The following is a 22893-nucleotide window of genomic DNA, read 5'->3' as shown; positions in this document are numbered from 1 at the left end:
GGAAGTCGCTGTCGTTCTCAAAATCGGTGGAGCTGCATGACAAAGTCATCGGGCATTATCTGAACATAAAACACTATCAATAAGTTGGAGTCATTACCTGATGTTCAAATTAAGATCAAATGGCATTTATGAAATAGAACAACTAAAACGCGTGGTTCTCGAACAGAATGGGCAGTTAACTATTATTCAAAGTGGCGATGAAAATATCCGTTATCCGATTATAGTGGATGGCTTGGCCAACCATGATCTGCTCGAAATCCTTAACAAGGACAGCGACTGGTTAGAAAGTGAAGTTACAAAGCAAGGCTTCAATAAAATCAGCGAAGTATATTTAGGCGAGTATTTGTCGGGTAGAATTAATTTATACGGATATGCAAAATAATATCCCAAATCAACGCCATTGATAAAAACCGGCGCTGCTGATGCCATGCTCGCGGCACCGTTCAGCAACCGGCGCACCGGCTTCAGCCTGTTTAAGAATGGCAATAATCTGGCTATCGGGAAAACGTAATTGGGGGGATTACCCTTACACCCATTCATCAAAATCGGTTGTATTACTCAGTGCCGCAAATTCGCGTATCTCTTTAATACGGGCTTCCAGCGAAGGCATTACATAACTGATAGCGTCATTCCCTATTAGCAGCTGTCGGGGTGGGTTTTCCATTTCAACCACCTGACAAACTGGTTTAACACATCGCCCATGATAATCCGGCTATTGAGCGGGTGTGGCGTGTGGATTTTGACCGGCTGATGGGCAAATAATGTCTGTGTGACGCCCGGTTTATCCGCCAGTTGGTCGATAACATGGCGGGCAATCTGCCCGCTGGCGCCAAGTACCAGGACTTTTTGAATGATGTTTTTCACGGGGCATTACTCCAGGTGTGCAGCAAAGACCATATTGTTGCCCGCCATGCGCACGCTGTTGAAATCTCACCCTGACATTAATGTGCAGCTGCTCATCGATTACGGCCTGACTGATGTCGTCTCAGAGCGTTTTGATGCCGGGGTTCGCCTGGGGGGAGAGATGGATAAGGATATGATTGCTGTTCGAATCGGGCCCGATATCCCGATGGCAATTGTTGGTGCGCCGGAGTATCTCTCGCGAAAAGGTATTCCAGTGTCTGTGGCGCACCTGGTCGATCATCAGGCTATTAATCTGTACCTTCCTTCATCGGGTACCGCGAATCGCTGGAGATTAGTGCGTGGAGGGCGCGAAGTCAGGGTTCGCATGGAAGGACAACTGCTATTGAATACGATAGACCTGATCCTCGATGCAGCGATTGACGGGCACGGCCTCGCGTATCTGCCTTATGACCAGGTTCAGCAGGCTATTGAAGAAAAAAACTGACCCGCGTTCTGGAGAAATTTACGCCAGACTTACCCGGGTATCATTTGTACTACCCACACCGACGCCATGCGGGTTCGGCATTTTCTCTGTTAATTGATGTGCTGAAGTATAAAGGGGATGTTTAGCTATTCTTTTTGATGGTGGCTTTAGACGTTCAGAGGGTGCTAATACACCTTAGTGCAACGTCCCATTCTGGCACGGAGCAGCCAGCACCGAAGGCCCGCTGTGAGCGAACAGCGGATGTTCAATGCACAGCTGATTGATATTGTTTGGACTACCCTTATGCCCGTGGGCGTTCCAGGTATCAATATTGAGCAGGGATCACAAACGGACTAAAATGTAAACACTCGTTTACTTATTTCTGTACACTCGCACTGAAGTTTATCGAAACTATCTTTTATTTTATCGAAAGTGAGAACAAAGGAAGTTCTTTTATTTGTCAGACTATTAAATGCACCAGCTTTTGCTATCGCCAAAACGGCCTCATACGCTGTCTAGGTAGAATGCGTAAGAAAAACGACGTTGCTTTTCAAGAAAAATATTATTATTCAATAACTTATTTAATTCATCTCTGCCTGTGGATGTGATGAAATTTATAATCGCTTAAATTACGGTAATCGGCAAAATACCTAATCAGGCGTTCAATAAGCGGCCTTTGGGCGTAAAAAAAATGAATTATGCCCCCGTCCGTCAGTATAAATGCTATTAATCCAGAGCCGCATCATGCGGCTCTGGCTGGATTGGCGTATCAGTTATCCCGCACCATCCCAAATAAATCGTTAAGGGCCTCACTCATCGTCGGATGGGTGTAGATTTGGTCGCGCAATGCGGTGTAGGGCAGATGCGCATCCATGGCGGTTTTTACTGTATTAATCATTTCATGGGAATCGGCGCACAGCAGAGCAACCCCAAGAATTTCACGGCTGCGGTTATCCACGACGGCTTTCAGTATCCCTCGGGTATCGTTGATTACCCGGGTGCGGGGAATGGCGGCGGCCGGTAAACTGACGACCTGAATGTCGGCGCCACTGGCCCGCGCTTGGGCCTCCGTCAGCCCCACTCTGGACAGGGTCGGGGTCATAAATACTGAATAAGGTACATGTTGACGGTCACCGGTATTTCGTTTGCCTTCGCCCAGCAGCGCGTCGCGCACAATGCGGAAATCATCCAGCGAGATGTAAGTGAACTGCGGGCCACCATTGACATCACCCATTGCCCAGATGTGATCGACCGCCGTTTTCAGCCACGGGTCGATGGCGATAGCGCCTCGGGCAGTCAGTTTTATGTCGGTGTTTTGCAGTTGCAGCCCCTCAACGTTTGGTGAGCGGCCAGCGGCAACCAGCAGAACCTCTACCGGCAATATTTCTTCAGGCGTATGGAGCAGCACGCTGTTCTGACCGGCAGAAACCGACTGAATGTGGGCATTGAGAATGATTTCTACGCCCTGCTGCTCAAGTATTCCTGCTACCGCCGCGGCAATATCCTCGTCTTCACGCGGTAGAAAACGCGGCCCCGCCTCAAAAATAGTCACTTTACTGCCAAACCTGGCAAACATAGAGGCGAACTCTACGCCGATATAACCACCGCCCAGAATGCCCAGATGTGCCGGCAGTGCGGTGAGATTGAGCAGGCCGGTGCTGTCATAGACGCCAGGCGTGGTCAGCAATCCTGGGATCTCCGGCATATTGGCTCGCGCCCCGGTGTTAATGAAGATCTTATCACCCTGAATCAGGCACTCTCCCTGCGGGGAGGTCACTTTTAGCGTATGGTTGTCAATAAAGCCGGCGTGGCCATCGATAACATCGACATTGCTGGCATCGGCCAGGTTGTGATAATTCTTGTCACGCAGCAGCTCCACGACCGAAGATTTGCGGGCCATCGCATGTGTAAAGTCGTGCTGTAACTGGGCGTCATGCACCAGTGTTTTGGTAGGGATACAGCCTATGTTAATGCAGGTGCCACCATACATGCTCTGGGACTGCTCAATTATTGCCACCCGCCAGCCGCATTTAGCCAGCGTACCGGCCAGCGTTTTACCGGCTTTACCAAAACCAATGATAACGGCCTGATATTTTTCCATCTATTTTACCCCAACAGGTCCCGCGGATTTATATCAAACTGCGGAATCTGTTTTCTTTTTCGTACCAGCGGCAGGTCTCTCTAAGATGCCCGGAGAAATACAGCTGAAACATTTGAATATTATCCAGACTGACGCGTTATTCAGCTGGCTCAATTTAACAAACTCAATAATCTGAAAATTTCTGATGATGCGCTGTCACTACATTTATAGTGGCAGGGCATCGGTCATCCTGAATTCTGGGCCGGATAACCGAATGCCAAACATTTAACCCGACAGGAATATGCTTTGGCATGCTACGCGATATTTAATCGACCTGCTGATTTGGCAAATATATTTACATTTTGGCAATCGTATCTTTGGTTAATGCCACTTCATGCGCAAGATACTGATAATTAACAATGGTCGCGGCATAACCATCACCCATAGTGGTAATCGGTCCCGCCGTGGCATCGGATACCACAATCACCTCAAACCCCTGCTCAATTAAATCTCTCAGGTGAGACTCTACGCACATATTTGCCAGTATCCCGGCAATAATAACATTATTTATCAAGTGCTTGTGTAATTGCAGGATCAGGTCATTAGTCTGTGGACCAAATACTTTATGCGGGCTGGCAATAACCACATTTTCATTTTCGATATAAGGTTTTAACTCAGGGAGCCAGTCGGCCCCGGAATTTGAAAACCCCTCTAGCGTCAAAGAGCCTTTACGCAGGAAACTATCATTTTCCTGCTCTGCGGTTTCCAGTGGGCCATTAAATTTCCACTGATGATCGGTGGGATAAAAATAATGAGGGGAAATAAACGTTTTATATTTTTTTCCGCCGCCGCTTTGAACAATAGCGTCAGATGCTCAACGGTATTGTTCCTGGTGACACTTTCCTTAAGTACCGGCCAGTTGGCACCTTTAGGGCTCAATACTTCAATTTGCGGGTCGATAATCACCAGCGCGGTATCCAAAGCATTTACTTTCATATGTTTTTAATCCTGAATGTGACAGATAAATTAAATATAGTATAGCTACCGATTAATCCGATACCTGGAAATTTAACTGACGTTGTAATTTGTTGATAATCTGAATCAATCCTATGCCTGCATGTTGAGGCTTGCAATTGACAAATCGTGGCACTTTTTTATATTTCATCAGCTTACAGTTTTCAGGCTCAATAATAACTTTCTATAATTATCGCCTGACGATTTTTAATTACTTGCCCCAAAAAACGTCTGTGATGTTGATATCAAATGCCGGGAAATACGCCACAGTAAGAGTCATTCTGGCTGATAACGAAGACAGGGCTTGCCCCTTGAGGGCGGTCGCGGTGCTTTGAATCGGACCGACCGGTATTTGGCTCATCAAGCTGCTTTCTTATAAAAAAATTCGATCTCTCTTGACCTTCCAGCTACCGGAAGATCTAAGGTTAATCAGAAGCGACCACTTAATGAGGAATAAATCATGAAAGCTATGACCATTGCTCCCCCTGTTACTGAGTCTGTCCTCGGCTTCTGTTTTCGCCGCTGAACTGCCTGCAAACCAGGCCTCCGACATGCATCACTCTTTAAAATCATCGATGACCACCATGCATGACAATATGCAGAAAGGGATGATGAGTAACGATCCTGGCGTTGCCTTTGCCGCGAGCATGCTGCCACACCATATCGGGGCGGTTATTGCTGGCGACTGATGCCACCGCAGGCATTTTCTGGCGCTGATGCCTGATGCCCTGCCGGCTGGCGCCACTGAATTGACCGTGGCGTCGGGTGGAAATATGTTCAGGCAACCCCGGCGCTGGCCGTCAGCGCCTGAGGTGCCTGTGGGCCCGATAAGACATCTCGTTACGGTCCCGGTCAGCTCTCAATGTCCGGCCTCTTTCCCCGGCGTCAATACCGCTGAAAAAGTCAGCGCTGGTGCAGTATCTGTCGGGCCGAGTCCGCCATGATCATGACGGCCCCCGCCAGCATCATGGTGTCTTTTAGCACCAGCCGTCCGGCTCCGGATAAATACGGGAAGCCATGGTGGGCGTCTCCCAGCGCCGGAACCCATGCCTCCGGTGTGGTAATCAAAAAAGATAAGGTTACCAGGGGCGTGGCGAATGCCAGCGCTCCACCAATCAACCCCAGCCAGCGGCTAAATGGATGTGCCAATACCAGCGCAGCGATAAGTAACTCCACCACACCCAGCCCGTCGGAAAAGCGATAGGTATTATTGGCCTCCTGCCAGGCGCGCTGTTCGGGCTTAAGTTCTCCCTCATGCGTCAAATGCTGTTTATATTCTTCTGGGTGCTCATAGAAAAAAGACATAAATGGGCTATTTGCGACAAAAGGAGTAATGCTGTCCGCCTCATAAGGTAAGAACTTTAACAGTCCAATCCAGATAAACACGATGGCAATACTTAGCCGCATCAATGCCAGGCCTACTTTATCGCTGCGTCCTAATAGTTTAATAACCTTCTCCATCTCCGCCCCCAGTGGTATTGAATGATTGTGTGCCGGGCAGATTTTTCCGCCGCTGGCTCCGAGAGGTACATTCTATTCACAGTGGGGGAGCGGGCCTTTTACCAGGGCGCTGGAATAACTGTCTGAGCGTCTGAAAATGACTTTTGGCGCGATAATCTTGCGTGATTTTTTTACCTTCGGAACCCAGAATGCTTATCTGCCTCGTTTGTCGGAGAAACCGCAGGGAGTAAAAAATGGATCCACTCAGTAAATTGTTGATGCTCAACGTGCCGGAAGGCGAAATTGATAAAAATTGCCTGCTGAGCGGAGACTGGCGCTTACCTCATAAAGCCGGGGATTTGTCGGTGATCCGCTGGCACACGGTAACGCAAGGGGGAGGCTGGCTGGATATGCCTGCCGGGAAATCTTTTTCACTGCTGCCGGGAACGATACTATTTTTGCCGCATAATTCTGCACACCGGCTGCGCAGCCAGCAATCCAGCGGCACTCATATTGTCTGCGGTAGTATGCGCCTGCCGGTCTCGGCGCGTCATTTTCAGAGCGCATTACCGGAGGTGCTCGTCTTTGCGCCGGTCACAGAATCAGCGGAGTACCATTGGCTGCAATCCGTTCTCTCTCTGCTGCAGGTTAATGCTGATAGTTCTCACCACGGCGCGGATGCGCTGTGCAGTCAGCTGTGCGCATCCATACTTACTCTGGCGGTACGGGACTGGCTATTGACGGCCCCACCGGAGGCCGGAGTGCTCAACCTGCTTTTCCATCCGCGCCTCAGCGGGACTATTCTGGATATGCTGGTATCGCCAGCCACGCCCTGGACGGTGGAACGTCTTGCCCGGACGGCTCATATGTCGCGGGCCTCTTTTGCCCATCTGTTTCGTCAGGTATCCGGGACGACGCCGCTGGCCGTACTGACCACAATACGCTTGCAGATTGCGGCTCAGTTACTTTCACGGCAGGTACAATCCATCATCAATATTGCTGATGATGTGGGTTACGCGAATGAGTCATCTTTCCATAAGGCATTTGTGCGTCATTTTCACTGCACGCCGGGGGAGTATCGCAAACGGGTGCAGATAATCGGTGAACTGAAGCAGGACAGGGATAAATTTTAGGCCGATAGGTGCATTGTCAGGCCAGTATTGTCCCAGGTGGATATCAGAACACAATCCCGGCAGCGTCAGACCGGGGCCTTTGAGCGGGCCTCGCCGTGGAGACAGAATTTGTCTGCAGGCGTGGGGGCTGTCCAACTTAACAATAATCGGTGGTAGAAAAGAAGGTTTATATCTTTCGATGAAGCATACAGCGAACCGATCCCGTTTCCGCTCTTGGATCTGTCACTCGGGTATCGGTTAACAAGTGCCCCATCCAGACGAACCATGAGCTTTTAGATATCTGACGTGCCTTTACTTTAGTAATGTCTGCTCCTGGCACAACGCTGTCGTTGCATTGACCACCTCACTCTCAGCCGTGGGATACAATTATACCCCTGTCCATACCCCCACATTGAGCTTGACCCAAGGGGAGTACGATTGGGCTCAATAGACTAATAGAATGCGATAACTGCTGATTTATCAGGGGAAAATTGAATGTGGTGGAGTTTGAAAAACTTGAGATTGGAGCGGGCGAAGGGAGCCGAGGACAAACAGCTAACTTCTTGTTTCTTAAAGACTGGCGAATCCGGTGGTTACAGTGATGGTTACACATGGAGAGGCTGACGGTCAAGACTTGAAGCAAGCAATATTCCCAGAAAAGGAATAGAACACAGGGTCTACCCTCCTCCCTTTAGTCTGGCTATAGGTCGGGGCTATGGGGGGACTTTTTGCTTCCTCTTTATATTGGATGGTCAGACGAATTTTTCTGGTATAAACCAAGGCAGACTATAAGTACCAACTTCAAGAGGAAGACCAGAAGATAGACTTTGTGTAAACACATTAGGCCTTCCCTATTAATAGGACGTTATAACGTAACAATAAATGAAGTCCAGACCCGAAGGCCTAGACTCAAAGTCTTACTTAGTGAATGTAATGTTAGTGACTACAGGCAGTACAGCAGCATCCTTGCGGATACCATCTTTAATCTCAGTGGTCGCCTCATTCAGGATGTACAGCTTACCGATGACTTCCAGTACGAAAGCTTGGCGGTCGGTATCTCGTGTCAAGATTGTAGTGAACCACTCACCGTCTACTTTAGGTGGAGCGAAGCTCAGACCCGTGAATGCTTTAGGCATCAGGAAGATACCTTTGTCCCCACCGTTGTAGGAGCAAAAGTCAGTCCCCAACATCTCTTCGATACCGTCCTCACCACCAAAGCCAGAACGGCGGGCAACAGACGCCAGAGCCTTCACAAGGTCTTCATGAATCACCAGACCATAGTCTTCCACATTAGCACCCAGCGCCGAGTCTGTAGCCTGTGTGATTGCATCCAGTACGTCCTGACCTTTGTCAAACAGTTTACCTTCAAGCTTACCCCCATCGACCTTACGCACCAGCTTAGAGTCTGCCAGTTGAGAAGCGACCTTAGCGTTGATGTCTTTTAGGATGTTATCGACGATGTTATTCATATCACCAACCAGAGTCGCATGGGTGAAACCGGACTCGACCTTGAAGTCATACAGCGGGATGCTATAGGACAGCAGGATAGCCTTGTTTGCTGGCTCTACAAAGATTTCACTACCAGCCATAGCTACAGCTTTCTTAGGCTTAGACCAGTCGCCATTGGTCGCCACCACAGCACCTCGGTCGTTGAACAAGTGGCGGACAATAGGGGTTGGTACGTCAGTACGGTTAGGGAGGAACTCAACAGGGAATACAGAGTTCACAGACTCAACGTCTGACTTGATGCCATTCAGGCCAATACGCAGGCTGGACTCAAGGGTCTTAGCATAAACAACAGGGGACTTAGCGGCCTCAATGCTATTGAACTCGGGGCTGTCAGACGCCCAAGCGAAGCTACTAATCTCTTCACGGAAGGTCATAGACTCAGAGTGAACAATCTTGTCATTCGGTGCTCGGAACTGTTCACCTACAGGCTTGTTTAAGTCAGTGGCAGCGTTAATTTGAATGTTATTGGACATGGTGTATATCTCCTATTCTCAATAGTTCGGATAGACCTCGACCCCCATTGGTCAAGGCCGGAAGTTTGTTGTGTGTTCGAGGACTACTAGTCAGCCAGCAGGTTGATGTCTCCAATGCCTTCCAGCATCTGAGCCGCACGGGATTTACCCAGAGTCGACCCTGCACTTCGGACAAGCTCGGACTGTTCACGTAAACGTTTCTTACGTGCTTCACCTTCCAGATGCTCACGCTCTACTTGTTCCTTTGTCTTATTCAACTCAGCGAAGCGGATAGCTTGTTGTTCAGCCTGACGAATACCCTCACGAGCCTCAGCTTGTCGACGGTAGGTCAAATCACGGTGAGCCTCAGCAGCCATAGGAAGGAAGTTGGAGACCTTAATCCCAGCAGCGACCAAAGGCTCTACAGCATTGAACGTGTTGTCAGACTGGATGGTCTTTGAATCAAACGTTGAGAAATAGGCAGGTAGCAGGAACTTCAAGGCAAACCCTAAGTCGTGCTCCTGTCCGTCAATCTTGATGGTGTTGGACTTGGTGTCTACATCAGATACGGCGATACGCCACGTTAAAGTGTTCTTGGTAGTCATTGTGTTTAAATCTCCTTCTGAGGTTGAGACTATCGGTCTGCTACAGGCGTGTTTAGGCCTACGGCGTCTCCCCGCATCGGTCATCTCAGAGGTTTTAAATAGGTGTTTGAATCGAATAGTTTGATCGCTAGTGACGATCAATACGGAATTTACGATTGGGATAAACGATCAATATGTATGTGGATATTTGTTAAGCTACGACCATCTTTCACCAAGACACTCAGGAATGATTTATGCCCAAATTAGCTATTAGCTTATTGCTTTACTTGGCCTGCTTTTATGCAGTTGGATACGGCGCTGGATATATAACAGGTGGAATAACTTGGCACACACTGTATATGCTTGAACGTATAATCACTGTAGCCCTACTTGCATTCATTCCAGTGTTTATCTTTGCGGTTTTAATAAAGGCATCCAAAGAACAGAGAATAATAAAATCACTTTCTGTCGCAGCAATTAATATCATCCCTTCGGCTATCGCATTACTTGTGGGGTTTACTGACGCAGTGACCAGAGAATTTCTTACTTACTTTCTCGGTTAACTGACATAGTGCGAATGACCAACTGTTCTATTAGCTCATTGCGAGAATAAAATGGTCGGTTATTCGTAGCCGCTTTGTCTACTCCAAGCATCGACAACAGAATAGAAGTGGGAAGACCACGGTAACGCAGGGTCAAACGGCCTTCTGGAGTGCGCGGGTCAATCATAGCCATTGTTAAAGTCTCCACTCACAGCGACCGACCCGTAGCTCCTCAAACTCCTCTTTCGAGACGAGTTGTCCAGCCCTGTAGTGCGATACAGTGTGCTTCTTAATGAATGACTTAGAGTCCGGCGAGATATCATCCGAAGATGCTACAGCGGCCTGTACGGTGGCACTGGATGTCATAGACACGAAGGCATCCGCTACAGCTATTCCATACTCAAAGTCCAGCCACTCGCCAAACTTGACAGCGGACGTGGGGTCAGCAAGCCATGACGTACCGAGGCGCCCCATATCGACTTTCTTTATGCGACCACTTTTTGGTCCCATAAGATAGCGCCCGACTTTGGTACGGGCAAAGCGTCTGACTTCTGTACTATTGCCATCTGCAACTGTGCCAATCTGAATGCCGACCCGGCGTATCTCATCCAGTCGAAACAATCCGTCCTGACTGGTGAGGTCCTGACCGAAGATATGGATGGTGTATTCGTGTTGAGACATTTACGTGTACTCCTTTTGTTTGCACCCTGAAGTCGCACCCTACTGACCTACTCAAGCCCCCACGTAAAGGGAGACCAGCAGGCAACAGGGCACAAACAGAATGACTTGAGGTAATTAATATGGTCTGCGATGACCGTGTGATAGGTCTTTGGATAGTTGGGGGACTCACGGTAGCGAGCCAAGCTGAATAGACATCAGGATGGACAAGAAGCTGGTGTGGTAGTCCTATAGTGTGGGTTTGATTAGCTGACGATGAATAGACTGCATTTGATAGGCGGTAACTATGATGAATAACTCAAAGGTGAACATCCAGCCCAGACCTGAAGAGGCAGACTTCAAGCTATAACTTCAGGTATGACAGGAAGGGTTACTTTAATCCTATAATTCATAATTGGTCTTATCAAAACCATTATCATTTAAGACTCAATGACGACAGGCTAGTCTCATCTCAAAGTATCAACATAAAGCATATCAACTGGTCAACCACTTTGGGTTTCCGCCCGTCTAACTGTAACTATCTACAGTCATATTCAAATCACCATCCCGCACCGTTATTGCTCACCAAAGAACCAAGGAAAGACCTTGGGTGTGATAACAGTTCTCCGCCCGTCACAGGAGAAGGATGACTACGTTAAAAGGATATGGTTGAGACTGTTGGCTATTAAAAGCATAGGGTCTTCACAGATGGTTTCCAATCCTGTCCGCTGCCCGATAGTCTCAATCAAAGTAAATAAGAAGGGATGACTTGGTGTCTCTCCCTATAGTGTGGGTCTCATTAAATATCCCCCAAGCACTTACTCGGTAGCTGCTTTCTGCGCTTCCTTGGCCTTCTTATCGCGGTCTTCAATGCCCTTAAGTTGTCCTTCAGGCATACTGTTAAACATCGCCTCAACTTCTTTCGGTCTAGTAATCAGCTCAGTCACTATAATATTCAGCAGCTTAAATAGACCGTGCGCTAACTGAGGGTCATCATCAAGGTTAATCTGTCCGGGATGGACCGCCTGATTACCAACGATACGGCAGATATCAGCAGCTCGCTGGACCAGTGGAGATAGGCCTTTGGCTACAAGGGACTTAATGTCCGTGTCGATGTGCTTCCCCGGTTCCCCCGAGGTGGACCATCAGCTTTTGAAGGCTCAAGCGCAGGAGTGCAGCAGCACCTTTAGGAGATAGATTAACGATGCTTCTGGCTTCCATGTAGTCGGACTTGCAGTCTTCAGGCATGTCTGGATTAGGCATTTCGATATTTGTTGAAGCAGGAATTATCATTTGCTCGTTATACCAGAAAGCAGCTTTACTACAATGCCCGCACATTGATATGAGCATTCCAGTCTTAGACAGATTAGAACCACCGGAATAGATGTGGTAATGCAACGCTCTCCATTCCTGATGGGCATAAACTGCGCAATGTGGGCAGTTAAAATTATCATCTCCATATTTTGCAGGATAATACTCAGCCATTTACTCCAGTCTCCTTATAAACTTCAACCAGTACGTTAACTAATCTATCAACCTCGACCTCTTTAGCGTAGCGGTCATAAGTTATGGACCCGCTCGAATGACCCATAATTGCCTGAGCATACGCTAACTCGACCCCATGTTGTTTTAACTGGGTCGCAACTGTATGTCTAAACGAGTGAAACGCTAAGCCGCTGCGGTCAGAGAGGACTTTAGGTAGCAACGTCCTGTTAAACCATTTGCTTACCTGCTCACCGTAGCCATTCTTCATCAGCTTGAGGCCATCAAATACCATAGCATTATCACCAGCAGTCTTTCTACGGTCTTCCACGAGTGACATAAAGTCAGCCAATACAAAACCATGAGCGCCATCGACCAGCGGGACACTGCGGTCACTATGCGCATTCTTGATGCTCTTACCGAGCAGGCTGCTATCGTCTTCGTTGATGTGGATATACACGGTGCCGGCCTCAGTGGTCCTGATGTCTTTGACCTGAAGCTGGGCCACCTCATTAAGTCTCGCACCTGTAATAGCAGCCAGAGCAGTGACGTAATAATGGTATGGTTTACCTGAGGTCTTCTGTGAGTATGCTTTAGCGGCGACCAGTAGTTGCCCTACCTGCTCAGGACTGAACGCATCACGAGCGTCTGAGGCTTTACGCTGCGGGACCTTCAGTTCAAGACCTTCTGTCAGGTTCTTAGCTATCAGGTCGTTGCGTACCGCCCACTTAAAGACAGCAGCCATCTTGATAAGATATTTATTGTTGATGGTAACGACATCTAAGCAATCAGCTTTAGACTCTCGGTTCAGCAGGTCAGATAACGGCATAGCCTTAAAGCGTTGCTTGCGGTTCTTCGGTAGTTGCTGAAGGACTTCACGAACCCTGAGCATATCAGAACGTGTCGCCTTACTGACATCCTGAATATCCAGATAGTCGAATATCTCGATTAACGTTGAGTGAGACGCTCGGTTCTCGCTTAGGGTCGCTGGCTTCCAGTTCTGAGCGTTCTCCTGCTCGTACTGCTCAATGAGAGACGCGAGGGTCAGGGCTTTAGGTTCAGGGACTTCAGGTTTTGCTAATACAGATAGGGAGACGGACGGGCTTAGACTGCCAGCCTCAAGGTAAGACAACAGGCCAGAGCTATCGCCCTTGAGTCTATCCTGACAGGCTTTAAGTACGCCGATAACGTCATTGATATAGCGATGCTGGTCTACAGTCAGACGCTCAGTCGCTACAGCTTCCCGAAGGTTGGACTTAATATCGTCGTATTGGTCAACGTAAAGTTGGTAGGACTCCGGGTCGTTCAGGTCATCACGGCTGACACTAAGTTCCCACTCGACAATGGTCTTCAGGTGCTCCCGTAGCTCCTCATAGGACGTGCTAGGGTTATCTGCATGGATTGCTTTAAGTGCTGACTTGATGTGCCGAGAGTGAGCCATAGCGGTGCGTCTGTCCTTAGTCCGTAGTGATACTGACGCTAGTTTATAACGGTTGTGAGAAGGAAGCGAAGCGGTCAGGCGACTAGTGGTCTTCATCCTAAGACGGATGTAAAAGACACCATTACGCTGATAAAGGTAGGTTCTTGAGTTGAGCATGTACTGAGACCTTAGGTCTGCTCACTACTTCAACAAAGTTAGTCACAGTGTTGGTTACAGTGAGTAAAACTATCGGAAGGCGTTAAGCCGTATCCCTTAGGATTCAGTAAGTTATTGAACTTTAAGAAGTGTCATGGAGGCGAAGGGAGTAGAACAAACCACAACAAAGCCATATTTCAAGCCATTTCATGAGTTTTTATTTTCACATCTATACACATTCCTATACACATTTATCTCTCGCTAGGGCTGTTCGTAGGCGCTTTCCTTCTTCATTGATGGCTTAAACTTCACGGCCACAATCTTGCCGCCGCACATCTTATTGTATGATACTTCTATCCCACAATAAGGAACCTGCCAGCCATGAGAATGACCAACCGCAAAAAAGAGATACTCAGCTACTTTGAGCCGGATAACCTCGAATGGGTGACGGGTGAGATTGGTGCGCCGCCGCTCGATGTGTCGGGTGTGGCCTACCTGCTTCATGGCATGGTGTCGTTCGATAAGCGCCACCAGCTCGAATCTACACGGCGCACGCTCGAAAGCATGGTTGCCGGGGGGCTACTGGAACGTGTGACAGTGTATGAATCGCGTCAGGTAAAGCGTGGCGGTGAAACTAGCGCAACGGTCGTGCGCTACGGTTTACCCGGTCTGTGTGCCGTTGTGCGCGATAATGGTGGCGCTGATAACGCGATTGATGGGGAATGCGAGCGGGTTGGCTGAGTCGAACGGGGCAGGGCGGAATAGATAAAAAAACATATGACGGGTTAATCTGCGTACTGGATTCAAGCCCTTATCTGGCGCGAATCTCTCTTCATATGGGCTTTGAGTCCGTCCAGTACAGTCCAGTATTTCAATATCAGTGACCATATGGATTGCTAACATGCGCCGCTTTTTTTAACCCTTCGCAGATCCCGCCTTGCTTGCATTGAAACGGATCTCGCTAATCTCAGCTCAAGCCGTGCGATTCTGTCGGCATGTAGCCCCATGAGTCCGTTAATCAATGTCATCTCGCGCCATTCTTCTGTTCCCGGCGTCGGATTATTCGCCAGTAATAGCCCGTATCTCTCAGCCAGCATGAGGTTTCTTGCACGATTTCGCACCAGCGGAGAAAGCGCCTCTCCCCCCTCAAATGGGAAGAATGCCCGCCGACTGCGTTCGCCATGTTTGACGGCATTAGTATTGCCCAATGGTGCGCCTGCGCCTTTCCGCTTGCCACCCCATCCCGATCTTGATTGTTGGCTATTTTTTTTCATTTAACGGCTCACTGTGCGCATTTTTGTGCGCAAAAACCTTAACAAACCCTAACAATACCTTAATAAAACTGTATATCTAACTTCCGCCATCTACTGCGAACGGATAGCGCCCAAGCCAGCAATAACAGGCATCTCCGCTATTTTTCGAATGAGCAATTCGCAATTTCTGTACGCAATGCCACCGTTAGCATTCGTCAGGTAGTACGCACGTTGAATACGCAGTTTTGCTGCGCACCTGGCTGCGTACTGCGTACCAGTGGAACGAACCAGATATTTAGGACGTCCTGAATCACGTTCTGGCTTCCAGCCCACTACTGGCGCGGGTCTGGCGCTGCTAGGGTTTAAAATATGTACTAAACAGTACTAAATTTTCCGCCGTTTGGGTGCGTACCTGTCTGCGAACCATCGCCCCCGCTGGTGGTATGCCGTTGCCTCTTGCCGCCATTTAACCGGAAGGCGTTACCGTTCGGTTGCGCTATCCCCATGCGGTGCTGAGTTTCGGTGACAGCTTTATGCAGGTCGCCAAAGTCCTCAACCTTCACGGGCGGGCGCTTCACGTTCTCCAGACACGTTTCACGGCGGCGCTTTATCCATTCCCGATCATCGTCCTCGGTGCATAACAGCATGACTTCCATCCATCGCGCGGCGGCGCGTCGGTACAGCCCTTTTGCTTCCAGATCCTCGGCTTTACTGTCGTTTACCATGTTTATATCCCTCAGAATGGATCTTCATCATCAAACGGCGGGCGCTGGTCAAAATCATCAGGGGTGTTATATAACTCCCATCCCGGCGCGGATTGCGTTTCGTGGCCCCTGCTGGCTCCACTTGCTTTGACTGACTCGGCCCGCTTCCCGCCGGGGCGTACCGTTCTGGCGCTGATCACGCTGTCGGCTACTACCTGATACCCCTGCTGTGTACCGCCATCCTTGCCCACCCACTGATTGACCTGCATCGCTCCGGCAACACTGACTAAATCGCCTTTAACGTGTCCTGCCAGTGCGTCGGCCTGTTTGCCGAATGCCACCACGCCCAGCCAGAAAGTAACCTCTCCGCCCTCTGCTGCATGGCAAGGCAGTGCCACCGCTAAACGCCCCATTGTCATGCTGCCGCCGCTGTTTGTCGTTCTGGTCTGGGGATCTGCCACCAGCCGCCCGTAGGCTGATATCTGTGCTGTCATTTTGCGAATACCTCGAATTATTAGTTTTGCTAATGAAGATTGCCCGGCACCGTCTTATTGTGGGACACCTTCGCCAGATTTTTTTGTATATAAACAAAAATAGTGTTGTCTCTGTTGTCTTTGTTGTCTCACGGCTCTACAGGCCGCGCCACGTCTGGGTTTTGCTGAGACAACATTTGCAATTTCGTGTTGTCTCACCCGGCATAAATGTTGTCTCACTGCCTGCCGGACTAAAAACACACGTTCGCCCTGTTGTCTCAAAATGGCTAAATGTTGTCTCAATGTTGTCTCAGAAATTAAAATAAAATCCTTATAAATCAATGTAACTTACAAAATGAGACAACAAAGACAACAGAGACAACACTAAAACTACGTATGTGAAAAAAGATTATTCTTCTGGCTGGCTGCTTTCCTCATCCATGAAGTTGAGCACATAAACGCGAATTTGCCGCCCTCCTTCCCTTACCCGCCCCTGATAACCTCGCCCGCTCGTTGGTGGTGTTAGCATTCCTGCATTCTTGAGAACTTCGGCAAACTGCCTGACATTAAAACCCCGTGCGATCTCCTGCTCAAATGTTGCCGGGAAGGTGTAGAAAATTATCGGGTCGCCGTCGTGGTTCCCCTTCTTCCTGTACCCGGCTAAATCACGGATGGGTAAATCGCGCGGGTCATAACCCAGCGGCGCGAATCTACTCAGCCCATAGGCATTTAAAAACGCCTCCGTCTGCTCGATGATCTGCTGGTGCTCTTTGTTCCCCGTGCCGAACTCTTTCAGCCATGCGTTATAGGTGTGCTGTATCGCATCCCGGCACGTTTGAGCATCCCAGCCAGTAACCACGCCACCCAGTAGTAAAGCGGCCTCCAGAATGGCGAACCTCGCCCCTACACGGTGAACCTGTTCCCCATAGTCAGCAGGGATTAGACTTCGCCATCGGGCTTCACACTCACGAACGGCATCAATCGCCTGCTGCTGGTGGTCTGAAAGCCATCTAATCCACTCCCGCCCGGCAGCGCCATGATGGTGCTGGTAAGCGTCTTTCAGCGCGTCGGCGTGATCTTTCCCTGTCTGGTGCTCATGAAAGCGCACCGCCTTACTCAGCGGGATATTCAGCAGTCGCACCAGTTGCCCCGCTTTTGTCTTGCGTCCTGCGGTGGCGATGAACGTTTCTAAATCCATTTCCCCGGTGCTGATTGCCACGGTGCGCCAGCGTTTCAGATCCCGGTTGCCTCCTTCCTTTGCTCCCTGCAATTTCCCCACGCCGTTAAACAGGGCATAGGCAGACTGAGAAACGCTTATCGGGTCTGCGCCCTGTCCGACTTCATCCAGCGGCATCAGCCCGTCATTGTGGGCGGCGGCCTCGTTTATCAGCCCCAGCGCCGTCCCATACCACGTCAGGCGCAAGGCATCAGGGTTGCCGTAAAGACTGCTCGCCACGTTCTGCGTGGTTGTTTTCCCGGCGGTCGATTGCTCATAAAAATGAATCCCGAATCCGTCACGATCTGCCACCCCGATTAATGGCGCTGCCAGTGCTGCGGCGATGCCTGTCATCATCGCGTAGTTGCCGTATGCCAGCCGCGCAACACTGTTAAGCCAGCTTTCAGGCGTTCCTGCTACGGTATACCCGGCAGCGGCTGAACTGCGCCCGCTGAACAAAACAGGCCGCTGAGGTGTGCCGATGATTTCCCCGTCCGGCATGATGTATGCCCCACACTGCCAGCCTGTAGCATGAGCAACGCGCCACAATTCACGCGAGCCGCTTCGCTGTAACCAGTCGGCAAGAATCGCCCGTAGGCTGTTTTTCGTTGTGACGTTGACGCCACCAGCTTTCAGGGTGCGCCAGCCTTCACGCTCGCCAATATCAGCCAGCGGGATAGCCGCTGTTGTCCGTATGCCTGCACCGAATGCCAGCCATGAGATAATAAGATACTGATCTTTGTCGTCGCGTCCCGTGCCGATAACCTCCAACGGTGAACATAACCAGCTTTCAGCGTTGATGATCTCCCCGCTTTCCTTGTCCACCTTCGGCGTTACCCAGAAAACGCCATCTTTTCGGCTCTCAATGTGGGGTTTTAGTGGGTCTTTCTCTGGATGGTCAGTTTTACCGCCCTCAATGGCCTGCAATCGTGGTTTCACGGCTTCCCCCTGAATCTGATACAGCGAATCACTAAATGCGGCTGTGGCGGCTTTCAGCCCGCGTTGCTGGTGGTGGTCGTTCCAGTCGGCTTTGTAGTCTGTCGGTGGCATTGATACCCAGCCAGCCACGGATAAGGCGGCTTTCTCTGCGGCCTCCCTGCCTGTATTGGCTTCTCCGTTTTGGTGGTGGTCGTTGTCTGCGGCGATGATTATTTGTGCCTGTGGATACTTCCGGCGCATCACTTCGGCAACGGGTAGCAGGTTGCCCGCGTCAATTGCTGCCACTGCCAGCGCGTCCGGGCGCATCAGGTGAACTGACAGGGCGGTAGCCAGCCCCTCGGCAATTAAAACGCTCTGCGGCGATTCTGCCGCGTTTACGGCGTGATATGCCCCGCGCTTTGCGGAACCTGTCAGGAGTCGTTTATCTCCCTGCGGCGTGATGGTCTGCGCCGCCACTACTGCGCCGGATTCATCCACCAGCGGCAGGAGTAGCGAACCATCGGACATAACCGGGTAATTAAACCCGGTCAGCCCTTTTGATTGCAGGTAATCAGATTCGCCCTGTGCGACACTCTGGCGCATTCCGGCATACAGACGGGCAAACGTAGCCCTTCGCTGCTCTGCGTCCTCTGCGGCCTGTTTCTGGCGCTCCTGCTCGCGCTGCTGGCGCTCAGACTCCAATTGCTCCCTTCTCTGGCTCGCTGCCGTCGGGTCGGTTTCTGTCTCCCGGTAATCAATACCCAGCACATCAGCGGCAAGCCTCGCCGCTTCTGTGGTGTCGCAGTTGTTAACCCGCTTGATTAAATCCAGCCCGTCGCCCGCGCCGCACTGGTTGCAGATAAAGCTGCCGCGCCCGTTATCATCGAACCGGAAGCGATCCGTACCGCCACATGCAGGGCAGGGGGCATGGCGGCGTGATGAATCAGGCACGTCGATAGACAGGCCAGCCAGCACATAAGGCCAGTTGCCAGCGGCGGCGGTGGTCACTTCGCGGATAAGGTCGATATTACGCATTGTGTCGCTCCCTCAGTGCGCCGCTGGCATTTCAGGCCAGCCGTTTTCATCCAGATCAGCAATGAAGTGATCGTGTAGCTCTGCCAGCGTTTCACGTCCGAACGGGGTCAGCTCGCCGCGCTCCGTATCCAGCATGGCGCGGTAGAACACAATGGCGTTCTCTGTTCCTTGCTCAACGCCGTAGCGCTCAATCATTGCACCCTCGATGTTGTTCGCCATCGCTAGCCGTTCAGCAAACGGGTAAACCACCATGCCCGCATTACCATTGGAGTAAATCGCCACCTGCGATGATGTGCCGTCAGACTCAGTAACCGTGGTGGTGCCGTTCTCGCGCTTCATCTCAGAAACGAACGTCGCAGCGATCAGCCAGCGCCACATAGTGACGTTATGCTGCGTGGTGAAGTCGAACCAGCCACGCGCCCCGCCGTCAGCCACTGCCAAATGCAGGGCAAATCCTTCATCGGTCTTATTGTCATACTCACCCGCATCCAGACGTACTACGACTTTTTCGTAGTTGATAAGAGCAACATGCTCATACATTCCGGCATCATTGCGGGTCATGATGTTCACGCCGTCCGGTGTGGCCTCTGCGCGGTGTAATATGTTCATGCTGCTAACTCCTGTTGTTTCTCACGCTGCTGAACAGCGGTGACTGCTCCCATACTCCATCCGTTGCCATGCACTTCGCCTCTCATACACTGAACGGCAATATCGGGCGTCTCGGCCTCGCCGTACCATGTGACCGGGATCGGCGCACCAGCGCGATCAAAACAGGAGGCAATCACGCGAAAATTACTCATGCGCTGGCCTCCGCATCAATCAGGGTGGCATCGACAATAGCCAAAACCTTCATCAGCCAACACTGCGCTACTGCTGCTTGCTCTGCGTCCATGTGCGGGGCTAATTCGGTCATTACGTGAGCCAGCCCATTGCGGGCGCGGGTCATGCGTTCTGCGGTACGCCCTGCCAGTGAGCAACTCCACGGGTGCGCTTCTTCACGGGATAGCATCGCATCGGCTTCCAGTTCAGCCGGGTGGCGGTAGATGGTATTTATGTTCATGCTGCCACCTCCAGACGGATACGGCCTGCAAAGAAACAGACGTGATCCCGCGCCAGAGTGCGGCGGGCTTCGTGTTCGCTTTCGGCAGCAATGTGATGGATTTTGGCGGTAATTGTCGGCATATCGCGGCGAACGGCTGCGATTAACCAGATAAATTGTGGATTTTGGGTATGGGTAGTAGCCAGCATAGCGGCAGCCTCCTTTTGCTTTAAGGAGTCACCGCCTGAGTTCTCACGCTCTAAAATGGCGGTGACGTTAGCGGGGGTGAGAATACCGAAGCAAAAGGAATCCGGCAGGCGCGAACGCCTCCCCACTAACGCCACCATAGACAAGGTGCGGATCTTCCCCGCATTGGATAGGTGCGCTGTGGCTACGATACAAAAAAAGACGCTTTCGGCGTCTGGTATCGCCTTTTGCTTGCTCAGGTTCTCACGCCCGGTTACTGATTTTGCAGCAACGTTAGGACTATAACACTGATTCCCCCGCTTGTGGTCTGACCTGTAGGCGCTGCCCTTTTTTATGGAGTCCGAAAACTCCCCAGACGGGCGCGTAATGCTCCGAAAACTCAAGACAGCGGAATAATTTTCCACTGGCGTAGTGTTGTCAGAAAAAACTTTCTCGCGCGTACTGGTCACGAAATGCGAAAAAAACTTAGGATTTATTAGGATTCGCAGCCCAATTCTCAGCCCAGAAAACGCCTCTAAAATGTCGTCATTTGTCGCAACGGCGCGGCGATGAATGTCAGGTTTTGACAGGTTGTAAGGGTTAACATTTGCTAACAGGCCAGCCAGATTAATGGCTTCTTTCTGGGCGGCAGGTTCATTCAGTATCACGGCGCACCTCCACGAACTCATTAACGAATCTCTCCAAAGGCTGAACACATGGCGACTGATAGCCCTCGCGGTAAAAGGTCACTCGGTTATGCTCGACGCGCTCAACGGTCACTACAGCCCCGTGAGAATCCTTGTAACGGCTTCCCGGCTGGGGGTTTTGGTTACGCATGGCTTACCCTCATACGCTTCGCCAGCCAGCGCTGAGACAGTCGTATTAATTCAGCTTTGCGCTGGTCGTAGTCCTGCCCCAGCTCAATTAGCGTGATATTGGTGCTTTCCAGATAGGAGAGGTGTTCAAGCTGTGCTGCGTTCATGCTGTCCCGTGGTTCGCCAGTAATGCCATTTGCCTGCGCCCACTGCTTTGCCGTCATGCCACCCAGCACGATACGGGCGATCATGTTGCTCTCGTTGCTGTAGTGGCGCTGCTGCGTCGTTTTACCCAGCTCGGCACGGGCCATATTCAGCGCATCGCACATTGGCTTAAAGTTGTTTGCGGCACTGATACGGGCTTTTAGCTGGCGACGATAGCGGGCGGCGATTTCAGGCACGCTGCGCTGTAGTGCCTCTTCACACTGAATGAAGTAACGTCGAACGGCGCGGCCCTGCTCGTTGCGTTCAACCATTGCCACTTCTTTAGCCATATCCAGCGATAGCAGGTAATCATGCTCTATTTGCTGGCGAGTTTTTGCGCTCGCCCGTTTTGGCGTGCTCAAATTTTCAACACGGATAAAATCGGTTCCGGCAATAAAACCGTACTGGTCAATTCGGCCTTTAATCCAGTTAGTAAAGTCGCGGCCCACCCCCAGCGCTTTATGCAACGCCTTAGCGCTCACAATATTGGCTTCACGCCCGCCAATGCGTCCGGCAATAACGGGAACAATAGCGGCAAAGTCGTTGCCGTTAATTGTGCCCAGAGAGGCGTTCAGATGAGGGGCGGCCTCAGAAATTAATCTGCTTTTTTCGATGTTCATTTTCAGTCTCCGTTAGGCGGCGTTAAACGCGTCCGGGTAGAGTTTCAGAATGTCGGCAATTTCCTGCTGAGAAAGTCCCTGATAGCCACCAGCGTCGGCGTTATGGTTCACTTGTGTGGTGGGCGCTGGTGGCGTAACATCAGATCCGCGAATATCTATGTTGTTAGCCGCCTGCTGTACGGGGCGGATTTTCTTTTCCATTAATCCACCTCACCACGTGATTCAGCGATACGCTTATTAACCCATTCATCTATTTCACTCTCCACGAACGCGATTGCGCGCGAGCCGATTTTGACAGGCTGCGGGAAGCGGTTTTGAGCGATAAGTTTATAGACCCAAGCTTTACCAATACCAGTACGCCGTAAAGCCTCGGGGAGGCGGATAAGTGTTTGTGACATATTTACTCCCGTATTCCATCATGCACTTAGGTGGACGCCAGTAGAACAAATGGAAGAGTAAATAATATAGTTAGTGTAGGGGAGAGATTAAAAAAATAAAAATTTATCTCAGATAAAGCAACGCTTCGAATTTCATAAAATTTATTCGAAGCGCCATTCTAGGGAAGGTGCGAACAAGTTCCTGATATGAGATCATCATATTCATCCGGAGCGCATCCCAGAGGGACATCATGAGCCATCAACTCACCTTCGCCGAT

25 protein-coding genes and 5 pseudogenes are annotated in these 22893 nt (G+C 50.5%); 7 read left to right on the top strand and 23 right to left on the bottom strand.

The window, feature by feature from the left end; all coding sequences use genetic code 11:
* Together F9C28_RS17665 and F9C28_RS17660 are read left to right on the top strand one after the other, a co-directional pair.
* Positions 1-83, top strand: an 83-nt coding sequence (locus F9C28_RS17665; RefSeq protein WP_000618533.1) for an IS1 family transposase, incomplete at its 5' end; no start/stop codon positions are given.
* 14 nt (positions 84-97) lie between these two features.
* Positions 98-382 (top strand): annotated as a pseudogene (locus tag F9C28_RS17660) (YetF domain-containing protein); the annotation flags it as partial.
* 12 nt (positions 383-394) lie between these two features.
* Here F9C28_RS17660 and F9C28_RS17655 read toward each other — a convergent pair.
* Together F9C28_RS17655 and F9C28_RS17650 are read right to left on the bottom strand one after the other, a co-directional pair.
* A pseudogene (locus F9C28_RS17655) lies at positions 395-508 on the bottom strand (transposase); the annotation flags it as partial.
* A 176-nt stretch (positions 509-684) separates the two neighbouring features.
* A pseudogene (locus F9C28_RS17650) lies at positions 685-852 on the bottom strand (NAD-dependent dehydratase); the annotation flags it as partial.
* A 31-nt stretch (positions 853-883) separates the two neighbouring features.
* Between F9C28_RS17650 and F9C28_RS17645 the strand changes: the two are divergent.
* A pseudogene (locus F9C28_RS17645) lies at positions 884-1473 on the top strand (LysR substrate-binding domain-containing protein); the annotation flags it as partial.
* Between the two features lie 623 nt (positions 1474-2096).
* Here the strand turns inward: F9C28_RS17645 and rclA are convergent.
* From rclA to F9C28_RS20230, 3 genes are all read right to left on the bottom strand, one after another.
* Positions 2097-3428: a reactive chlorine resistance oxidoreductase RclA gene (gene rclA, locus F9C28_RS17640; protein WP_199016600.1), complete on the bottom strand. Its 1332-nt coding sequence runs from the start codon at positions 3426-3428 to the stop codon at positions 2097-2099.
* 334 nt (positions 3429-3762) lie between these two features.
* Positions 3763-4128 (bottom strand): isochorismatase family protein, encoded by a 366-nt coding sequence (locus F9C28_RS20235; protein ID WP_233149144.1) that lies wholly within the window; start codon positions 4126-4128, stop codon positions 3763-3765.
* A complete protein-coding gene (locus tag F9C28_RS20230) occupies positions 4125-4403 on the bottom strand; it encodes a hypothetical protein (RefSeq protein ID WP_233149143.1) in 279 nt (92 codons plus the stop codon). Before F9C28_RS20230 ends, F9C28_RS20235 begins: the two co-directional genes overlap by 4 nt.
* 569 nt (positions 4404-4972) lie before the next feature.
* On the opposite strand from F9C28_RS20230, the gene F9C28_RS17630 reads away from it, so the two are divergent.
* Positions 4973-5110 (top strand): hypothetical protein, encoded by a 138-nt coding sequence (locus F9C28_RS17630; protein WP_199016599.1) that lies wholly within the window; start codon positions 4973-4975, stop codon positions 5108-5110.
* A gap of 214 nt (positions 5111-5324) precedes the next feature.
* On the opposite strand, the gene rclC is transcribed toward F9C28_RS17630, so the two are convergent.
* Entirely contained in the window at positions 5325-5882 is a 558-nt protein-coding gene (rclC, locus tag F9C28_RS17625; RefSeq protein ID WP_199016598.1) for a reactive chlorine resistance membrane protein RclC, read from the bottom strand.
* A 233-nt stretch (positions 5883-6115) separates the two neighbouring features.
* On the opposite strand from rclC, the gene rclR reads away from it, so the two are divergent.
* Positions 6116-6994, top strand: a complete 879-nt coding sequence (rclR, locus tag F9C28_RS17620; RefSeq protein WP_199016597.1) for a reactive chlorine-specific transcriptional regulator RclR — start codon at positions 6116-6118, stop codon at positions 6992-6994.
* An 896-nt stretch (positions 6995-7890) separates the two neighbouring features.
* On the opposite strand, the gene F9C28_RS17615 is transcribed toward rclR, so the two are convergent.
* Together F9C28_RS17615 and F9C28_RS17610 are read right to left on the bottom strand one after the other, a co-directional pair.
* Positions 7891-8955 (bottom strand): hypothetical protein, encoded by a 1065-nt coding sequence (locus F9C28_RS17615; RefSeq protein WP_199016596.1) that lies wholly within the window; start codon positions 8953-8955, stop codon positions 7891-7893.
* Positions 8956-9041: 86 nt separating this feature from the next.
* Positions 9042-9539: a hypothetical protein gene (locus F9C28_RS17610; RefSeq protein ID WP_103946609.1), complete on the bottom strand. Its 498-nt coding sequence runs from the start codon at positions 9537-9539 to the stop codon at positions 9042-9044.
* Between the two features lie 233 nt (positions 9540-9772).
* Between F9C28_RS17610 and F9C28_RS17605 the strand changes: the two genes are divergently transcribed.
* Positions 9773-10081, top strand: coding sequence for a hypothetical protein (locus F9C28_RS17605; protein WP_063216582.1), 309 nt, complete (start codon positions 9773-9775; stop codon positions 10079-10081).
* Here the strand turns inward: F9C28_RS17605 and F9C28_RS20225 are convergent.
* From F9C28_RS20225 to F9C28_RS17590, 4 genes and pseudogenes are all read right to left on the bottom strand, one after another.
* Positions 10062-10253 (bottom strand): hypothetical protein, encoded by a 192-nt coding sequence (locus tag F9C28_RS20225; RefSeq protein WP_074143632.1) that lies wholly within the window; start codon positions 10251-10253, stop codon positions 10062-10064. The two genes, F9C28_RS17605 and F9C28_RS20225, sit on opposite strands and share 20 nt — an antisense overlap.
* Positions 10254-10255: 2 nt before the next feature.
* A complete protein-coding gene (locus tag F9C28_RS17600; RefSeq protein WP_199016595.1) occupies positions 10256-10741 on the bottom strand; it encodes a hypothetical protein in 486 nt (161 codons plus the stop codon).
* Between the two features lie 794 nt (positions 10742-11535).
* Positions 11536-12202 (bottom strand): annotated as a pseudogene (locus F9C28_RS17595) (DUF4145 domain-containing protein).
* Entirely contained in the window at positions 12195-13796 is a 1602-nt protein-coding gene (locus F9C28_RS17590; protein ID WP_199016594.1) for a tyrosine-type recombinase/integrase, read from the bottom strand. The pseudogene F9C28_RS17595 and the gene F9C28_RS17590 overlap by 8 nt, the downstream one beginning before the upstream one ends.
* A 360-nt stretch (positions 13797-14156) precedes the next feature.
* Between F9C28_RS17590 and F9C28_RS17585 the strand changes: the two genes are divergently transcribed.
* Positions 14157-14516 carry a hypothetical protein gene (locus F9C28_RS17585; RefSeq protein WP_199016593.1) on the top strand — a complete coding sequence of 120 codons (360 nt, stop codon included), beginning with the start codon at positions 14157-14159 and terminating at the stop codon, positions 14514-14516.
* Between the two features lie 886 nt (positions 14517-15402).
* Here F9C28_RS17585 and F9C28_RS17580 read toward each other — a convergent pair.
* The 11 genes from F9C28_RS17580 to F9C28_RS17530 all read right to left on the bottom strand — a co-directional run bounded on the left by F9C28_RS17580 (position 15403) and on the right by F9C28_RS17530 (position 22636).
* On the bottom strand, positions 15403-15753 hold the full coding sequence (locus F9C28_RS17580; RefSeq protein ID WP_199016592.1) for a PerC family transcriptional regulator: 351 nt from the start codon (positions 15751-15753) through the stop codon (positions 15403-15405).
* 11 nt (positions 15754-15764) lie between these two features.
* Positions 15765-16226, bottom strand: a complete 462-nt coding sequence (locus tag F9C28_RS17575; protein WP_199016591.1) for a single-stranded DNA-binding protein — start codon at positions 16224-16226, stop codon at positions 15765-15767.
* A 388-nt stretch (positions 16227-16614) separates the two neighbouring features.
* A complete protein-coding gene (locus F9C28_RS17570) occupies positions 16615-19374 on the bottom strand; it encodes a DUF927 domain-containing protein (RefSeq protein ID WP_199016590.1) in 2760 nt (919 codons plus the stop codon).
* A 12-nt stretch (positions 19375-19386) separates the two neighbouring features.
* A complete protein-coding gene (locus tag F9C28_RS17565; RefSeq protein ID WP_199016589.1) occupies positions 19387-19983 on the bottom strand; it encodes a hypothetical protein in 597 nt (198 codons plus the stop codon).
* On the bottom strand, positions 19980-20174 hold the full coding sequence (locus F9C28_RS17560) for a hypothetical protein (protein WP_199016588.1): 195 nt from the start codon (positions 20172-20174) through the stop codon (positions 19980-19982). The genes F9C28_RS17565 and F9C28_RS17560 overlap by 4 nt, the downstream gene beginning before the upstream one ends.
* Complete coding sequence (locus tag F9C28_RS17555; RefSeq protein WP_199016587.1) at positions 20171-20434, bottom strand: nicotinic acetylcholine receptor subunit beta; 264 nt, start codon at positions 20432-20434, stop codon at positions 20171-20173. The genes F9C28_RS17560 and F9C28_RS17555 overlap by 4 nt, the downstream gene beginning before the upstream one ends.
* The gene (locus F9C28_RS17550; RefSeq protein WP_199016586.1) at positions 20431-21267 is read right to left on the bottom strand and encodes a host cell division inhibitor Icd-like protein; all 837 of its coding nucleotides are present in this window, start codon (positions 21265-21267) and stop codon (positions 20431-20433) included. The genes F9C28_RS17555 and F9C28_RS17550 overlap by 4 nt, the downstream gene beginning before the upstream one ends.
* The gene (locus tag F9C28_RS17545) at positions 21254-21436 is read right to left on the bottom strand and encodes a DUF4222 domain-containing protein (protein ID WP_057621710.1); all 183 of its coding nucleotides are present in this window, start codon (positions 21434-21436) and stop codon (positions 21254-21256) included. The genes F9C28_RS17550 and F9C28_RS17545 overlap by 14 nt, the downstream gene beginning before the upstream one ends.
* Complete coding sequence (locus F9C28_RS17540; RefSeq protein ID WP_199016585.1) at positions 21429-22238, bottom strand: antA/AntB antirepressor family protein; 810 nt, start codon at positions 22236-22238, stop codon at positions 21429-21431. The genes F9C28_RS17545 and F9C28_RS17540 overlap by 8 nt, the downstream gene beginning before the upstream one ends.
* 12 nt (positions 22239-22250) lie before the next feature.
* On the bottom strand, positions 22251-22439 hold the full coding sequence (locus F9C28_RS17535; protein WP_199016584.1) for a hypothetical protein: 189 nt from the start codon (positions 22437-22439) through the stop codon (positions 22251-22253).
* Positions 22439-22636: a helix-turn-helix transcriptional regulator gene (locus F9C28_RS17530; protein ID WP_199016583.1), complete on the bottom strand. Its 198-nt coding sequence runs from the start codon at positions 22634-22636 to the stop codon at positions 22439-22441. The genes F9C28_RS17535 and F9C28_RS17530 overlap by 1 nt, the downstream gene beginning before the upstream one ends.
* Positions 22637-22893 lie beyond the last annotated feature (257 nt).

The organism is Shimwellia pseudoproteus (genome assembly GCF_016415625.1).
Taxonomy (GTDB): Bacteria; Pseudomonadota; Gammaproteobacteria; order Enterobacterales; family Enterobacteriaceae; genus Shimwellia; species Shimwellia pseudoproteus.
Note: the sequence above shows the minus strand (reverse complement) of the source record. Positions and strands in the feature narration are given on the sequence as shown.

Bases quoted from the DNA above. Each gene is read 5' to 3' on its own strand.
- F9C28_RS17600 (WP_199016595.1), bottom strand. From the start codon at position 10,741: ATGTCTCAACACGAATACACCATCCATATCTTCGGTCAGGACCTCACC.
- F9C28_RS17585 (WP_199016593.1), top strand. From the start codon at position 14,157: ATGAGAATGACCAACCGCAAAAAAGAGATACTCAGCTACTTTGAGCCG.
- rclC (WP_199016598.1), bottom strand. From the start codon at position 5,882: ATGGAGAAGGTTATTAAACTATTAGGACGCAGCGATAAAGTAGGCCTG.
- F9C28_RS17590 (WP_199016594.1), bottom strand. From the start codon at position 13,796: ATGCTCAACTCAAGAACCTACCTTTATCAGCGTAATGGTGTCTTTTAC.
- rclA (WP_199016600.1), bottom strand. From the start codon at position 3,428: ATGGAAAAATATCAGGCCGTTATCATTGGTTTTGGTAAAGCCGGTAAA.
- F9C28_RS17575 (WP_199016591.1), bottom strand. From the start codon at position 16,226: ATGACAGCACAGATATCAGCCTACGGGCGGCTGGTGGCAGATCCCCAG.
- F9C28_RS17610 (WP_103946609.1), bottom strand. From the start codon at position 9,539: ATGACTACCAAGAACACTTTAACGTGGCGTATCGCCGTATCTGATGTA.
- rclR (WP_199016597.1), top strand. From the start codon at position 6,116: ATGGATCCACTCAGTAAATTGTTGATGCTCAACGTGCCGGAAGGCGAA.
- F9C28_RS17530 (WP_199016583.1), bottom strand. From the start codon at position 22,636: ATGTCACAAACACTTATCCGCCTCCCCGAGGCTTTACGGCGTACTGGT.
- F9C28_RS17570 (WP_199016590.1), bottom strand. From the start codon at position 19,374: ATGCGTAATATCGACCTTATCCGCGAAGTGACCACCGCCGCCGCTGGC.
- F9C28_RS17605 (WP_063216582.1), top strand. From the start codon at position 9,773: ATGCCCAAATTAGCTATTAGCTTATTGCTTTACTTGGCCTGCTTTTAT.
- F9C28_RS17615 (WP_199016596.1), bottom strand. From the start codon at position 8,955: ATGTCCAATAACATTCAAATTAACGCTGCCACTGACTTAAACAAGCCT.
- F9C28_RS17535 (WP_199016584.1), bottom strand. From the start codon at position 22,439: ATGGAAAAGAAAATCCGCCCCGTACAGCAGGCGGCTAACAACATAGAT.
- F9C28_RS17630 (WP_199016599.1), top strand. From the start codon at position 4,973: ATGCATCACTCTTTAAAATCATCGATGACCACCATGCATGACAATATG.
- F9C28_RS17555 (WP_199016587.1), bottom strand. From the start codon at position 20,434: ATGAACATAAATACCATCTACCGCCACCCGGCTGAACTGGAAGCCGAT.
- F9C28_RS20230 (WP_233149143.1), bottom strand. From the start codon at position 4,403: ATGAAAGTAAATGCTTTGGATACCGCGCTGGTGATTATCGACCCGCAA.
- F9C28_RS17560 (WP_199016588.1), bottom strand. From the start codon at position 20,174: ATGAGTAATTTTCGCGTGATTGCCTCCTGTTTTGATCGCGCTGGTGCG.
- F9C28_RS17565 (WP_199016589.1), bottom strand. From the start codon at position 19,983: ATGAACATATTACACCGCGCAGAGGCCACACCGGACGGCGTGAACATC.
- F9C28_RS17540 (WP_199016585.1), bottom strand. From the start codon at position 22,238: ATGAACATCGAAAAAAGCAGATTAATTTCTGAGGCCGCCCCTCATCTG.
- F9C28_RS17545 (WP_057621710.1), bottom strand. From the start codon at position 21,436: ATGCGTAACCAAAACCCCCAGCCGGGAAGCCGTTACAAGGATTCTCAC.
- F9C28_RS20225 (WP_074143632.1), bottom strand. From the start codon at position 10,253: ATGGCTATGATTGACCCGCGCACTCCAGAAGGCCGTTTGACCCTGCGT.
- F9C28_RS17580 (WP_199016592.1), bottom strand. From the start codon at position 15,753: ATGGTAAACGACAGTAAAGCCGAGGATCTGGAAGCAAAAGGGCTGTAC.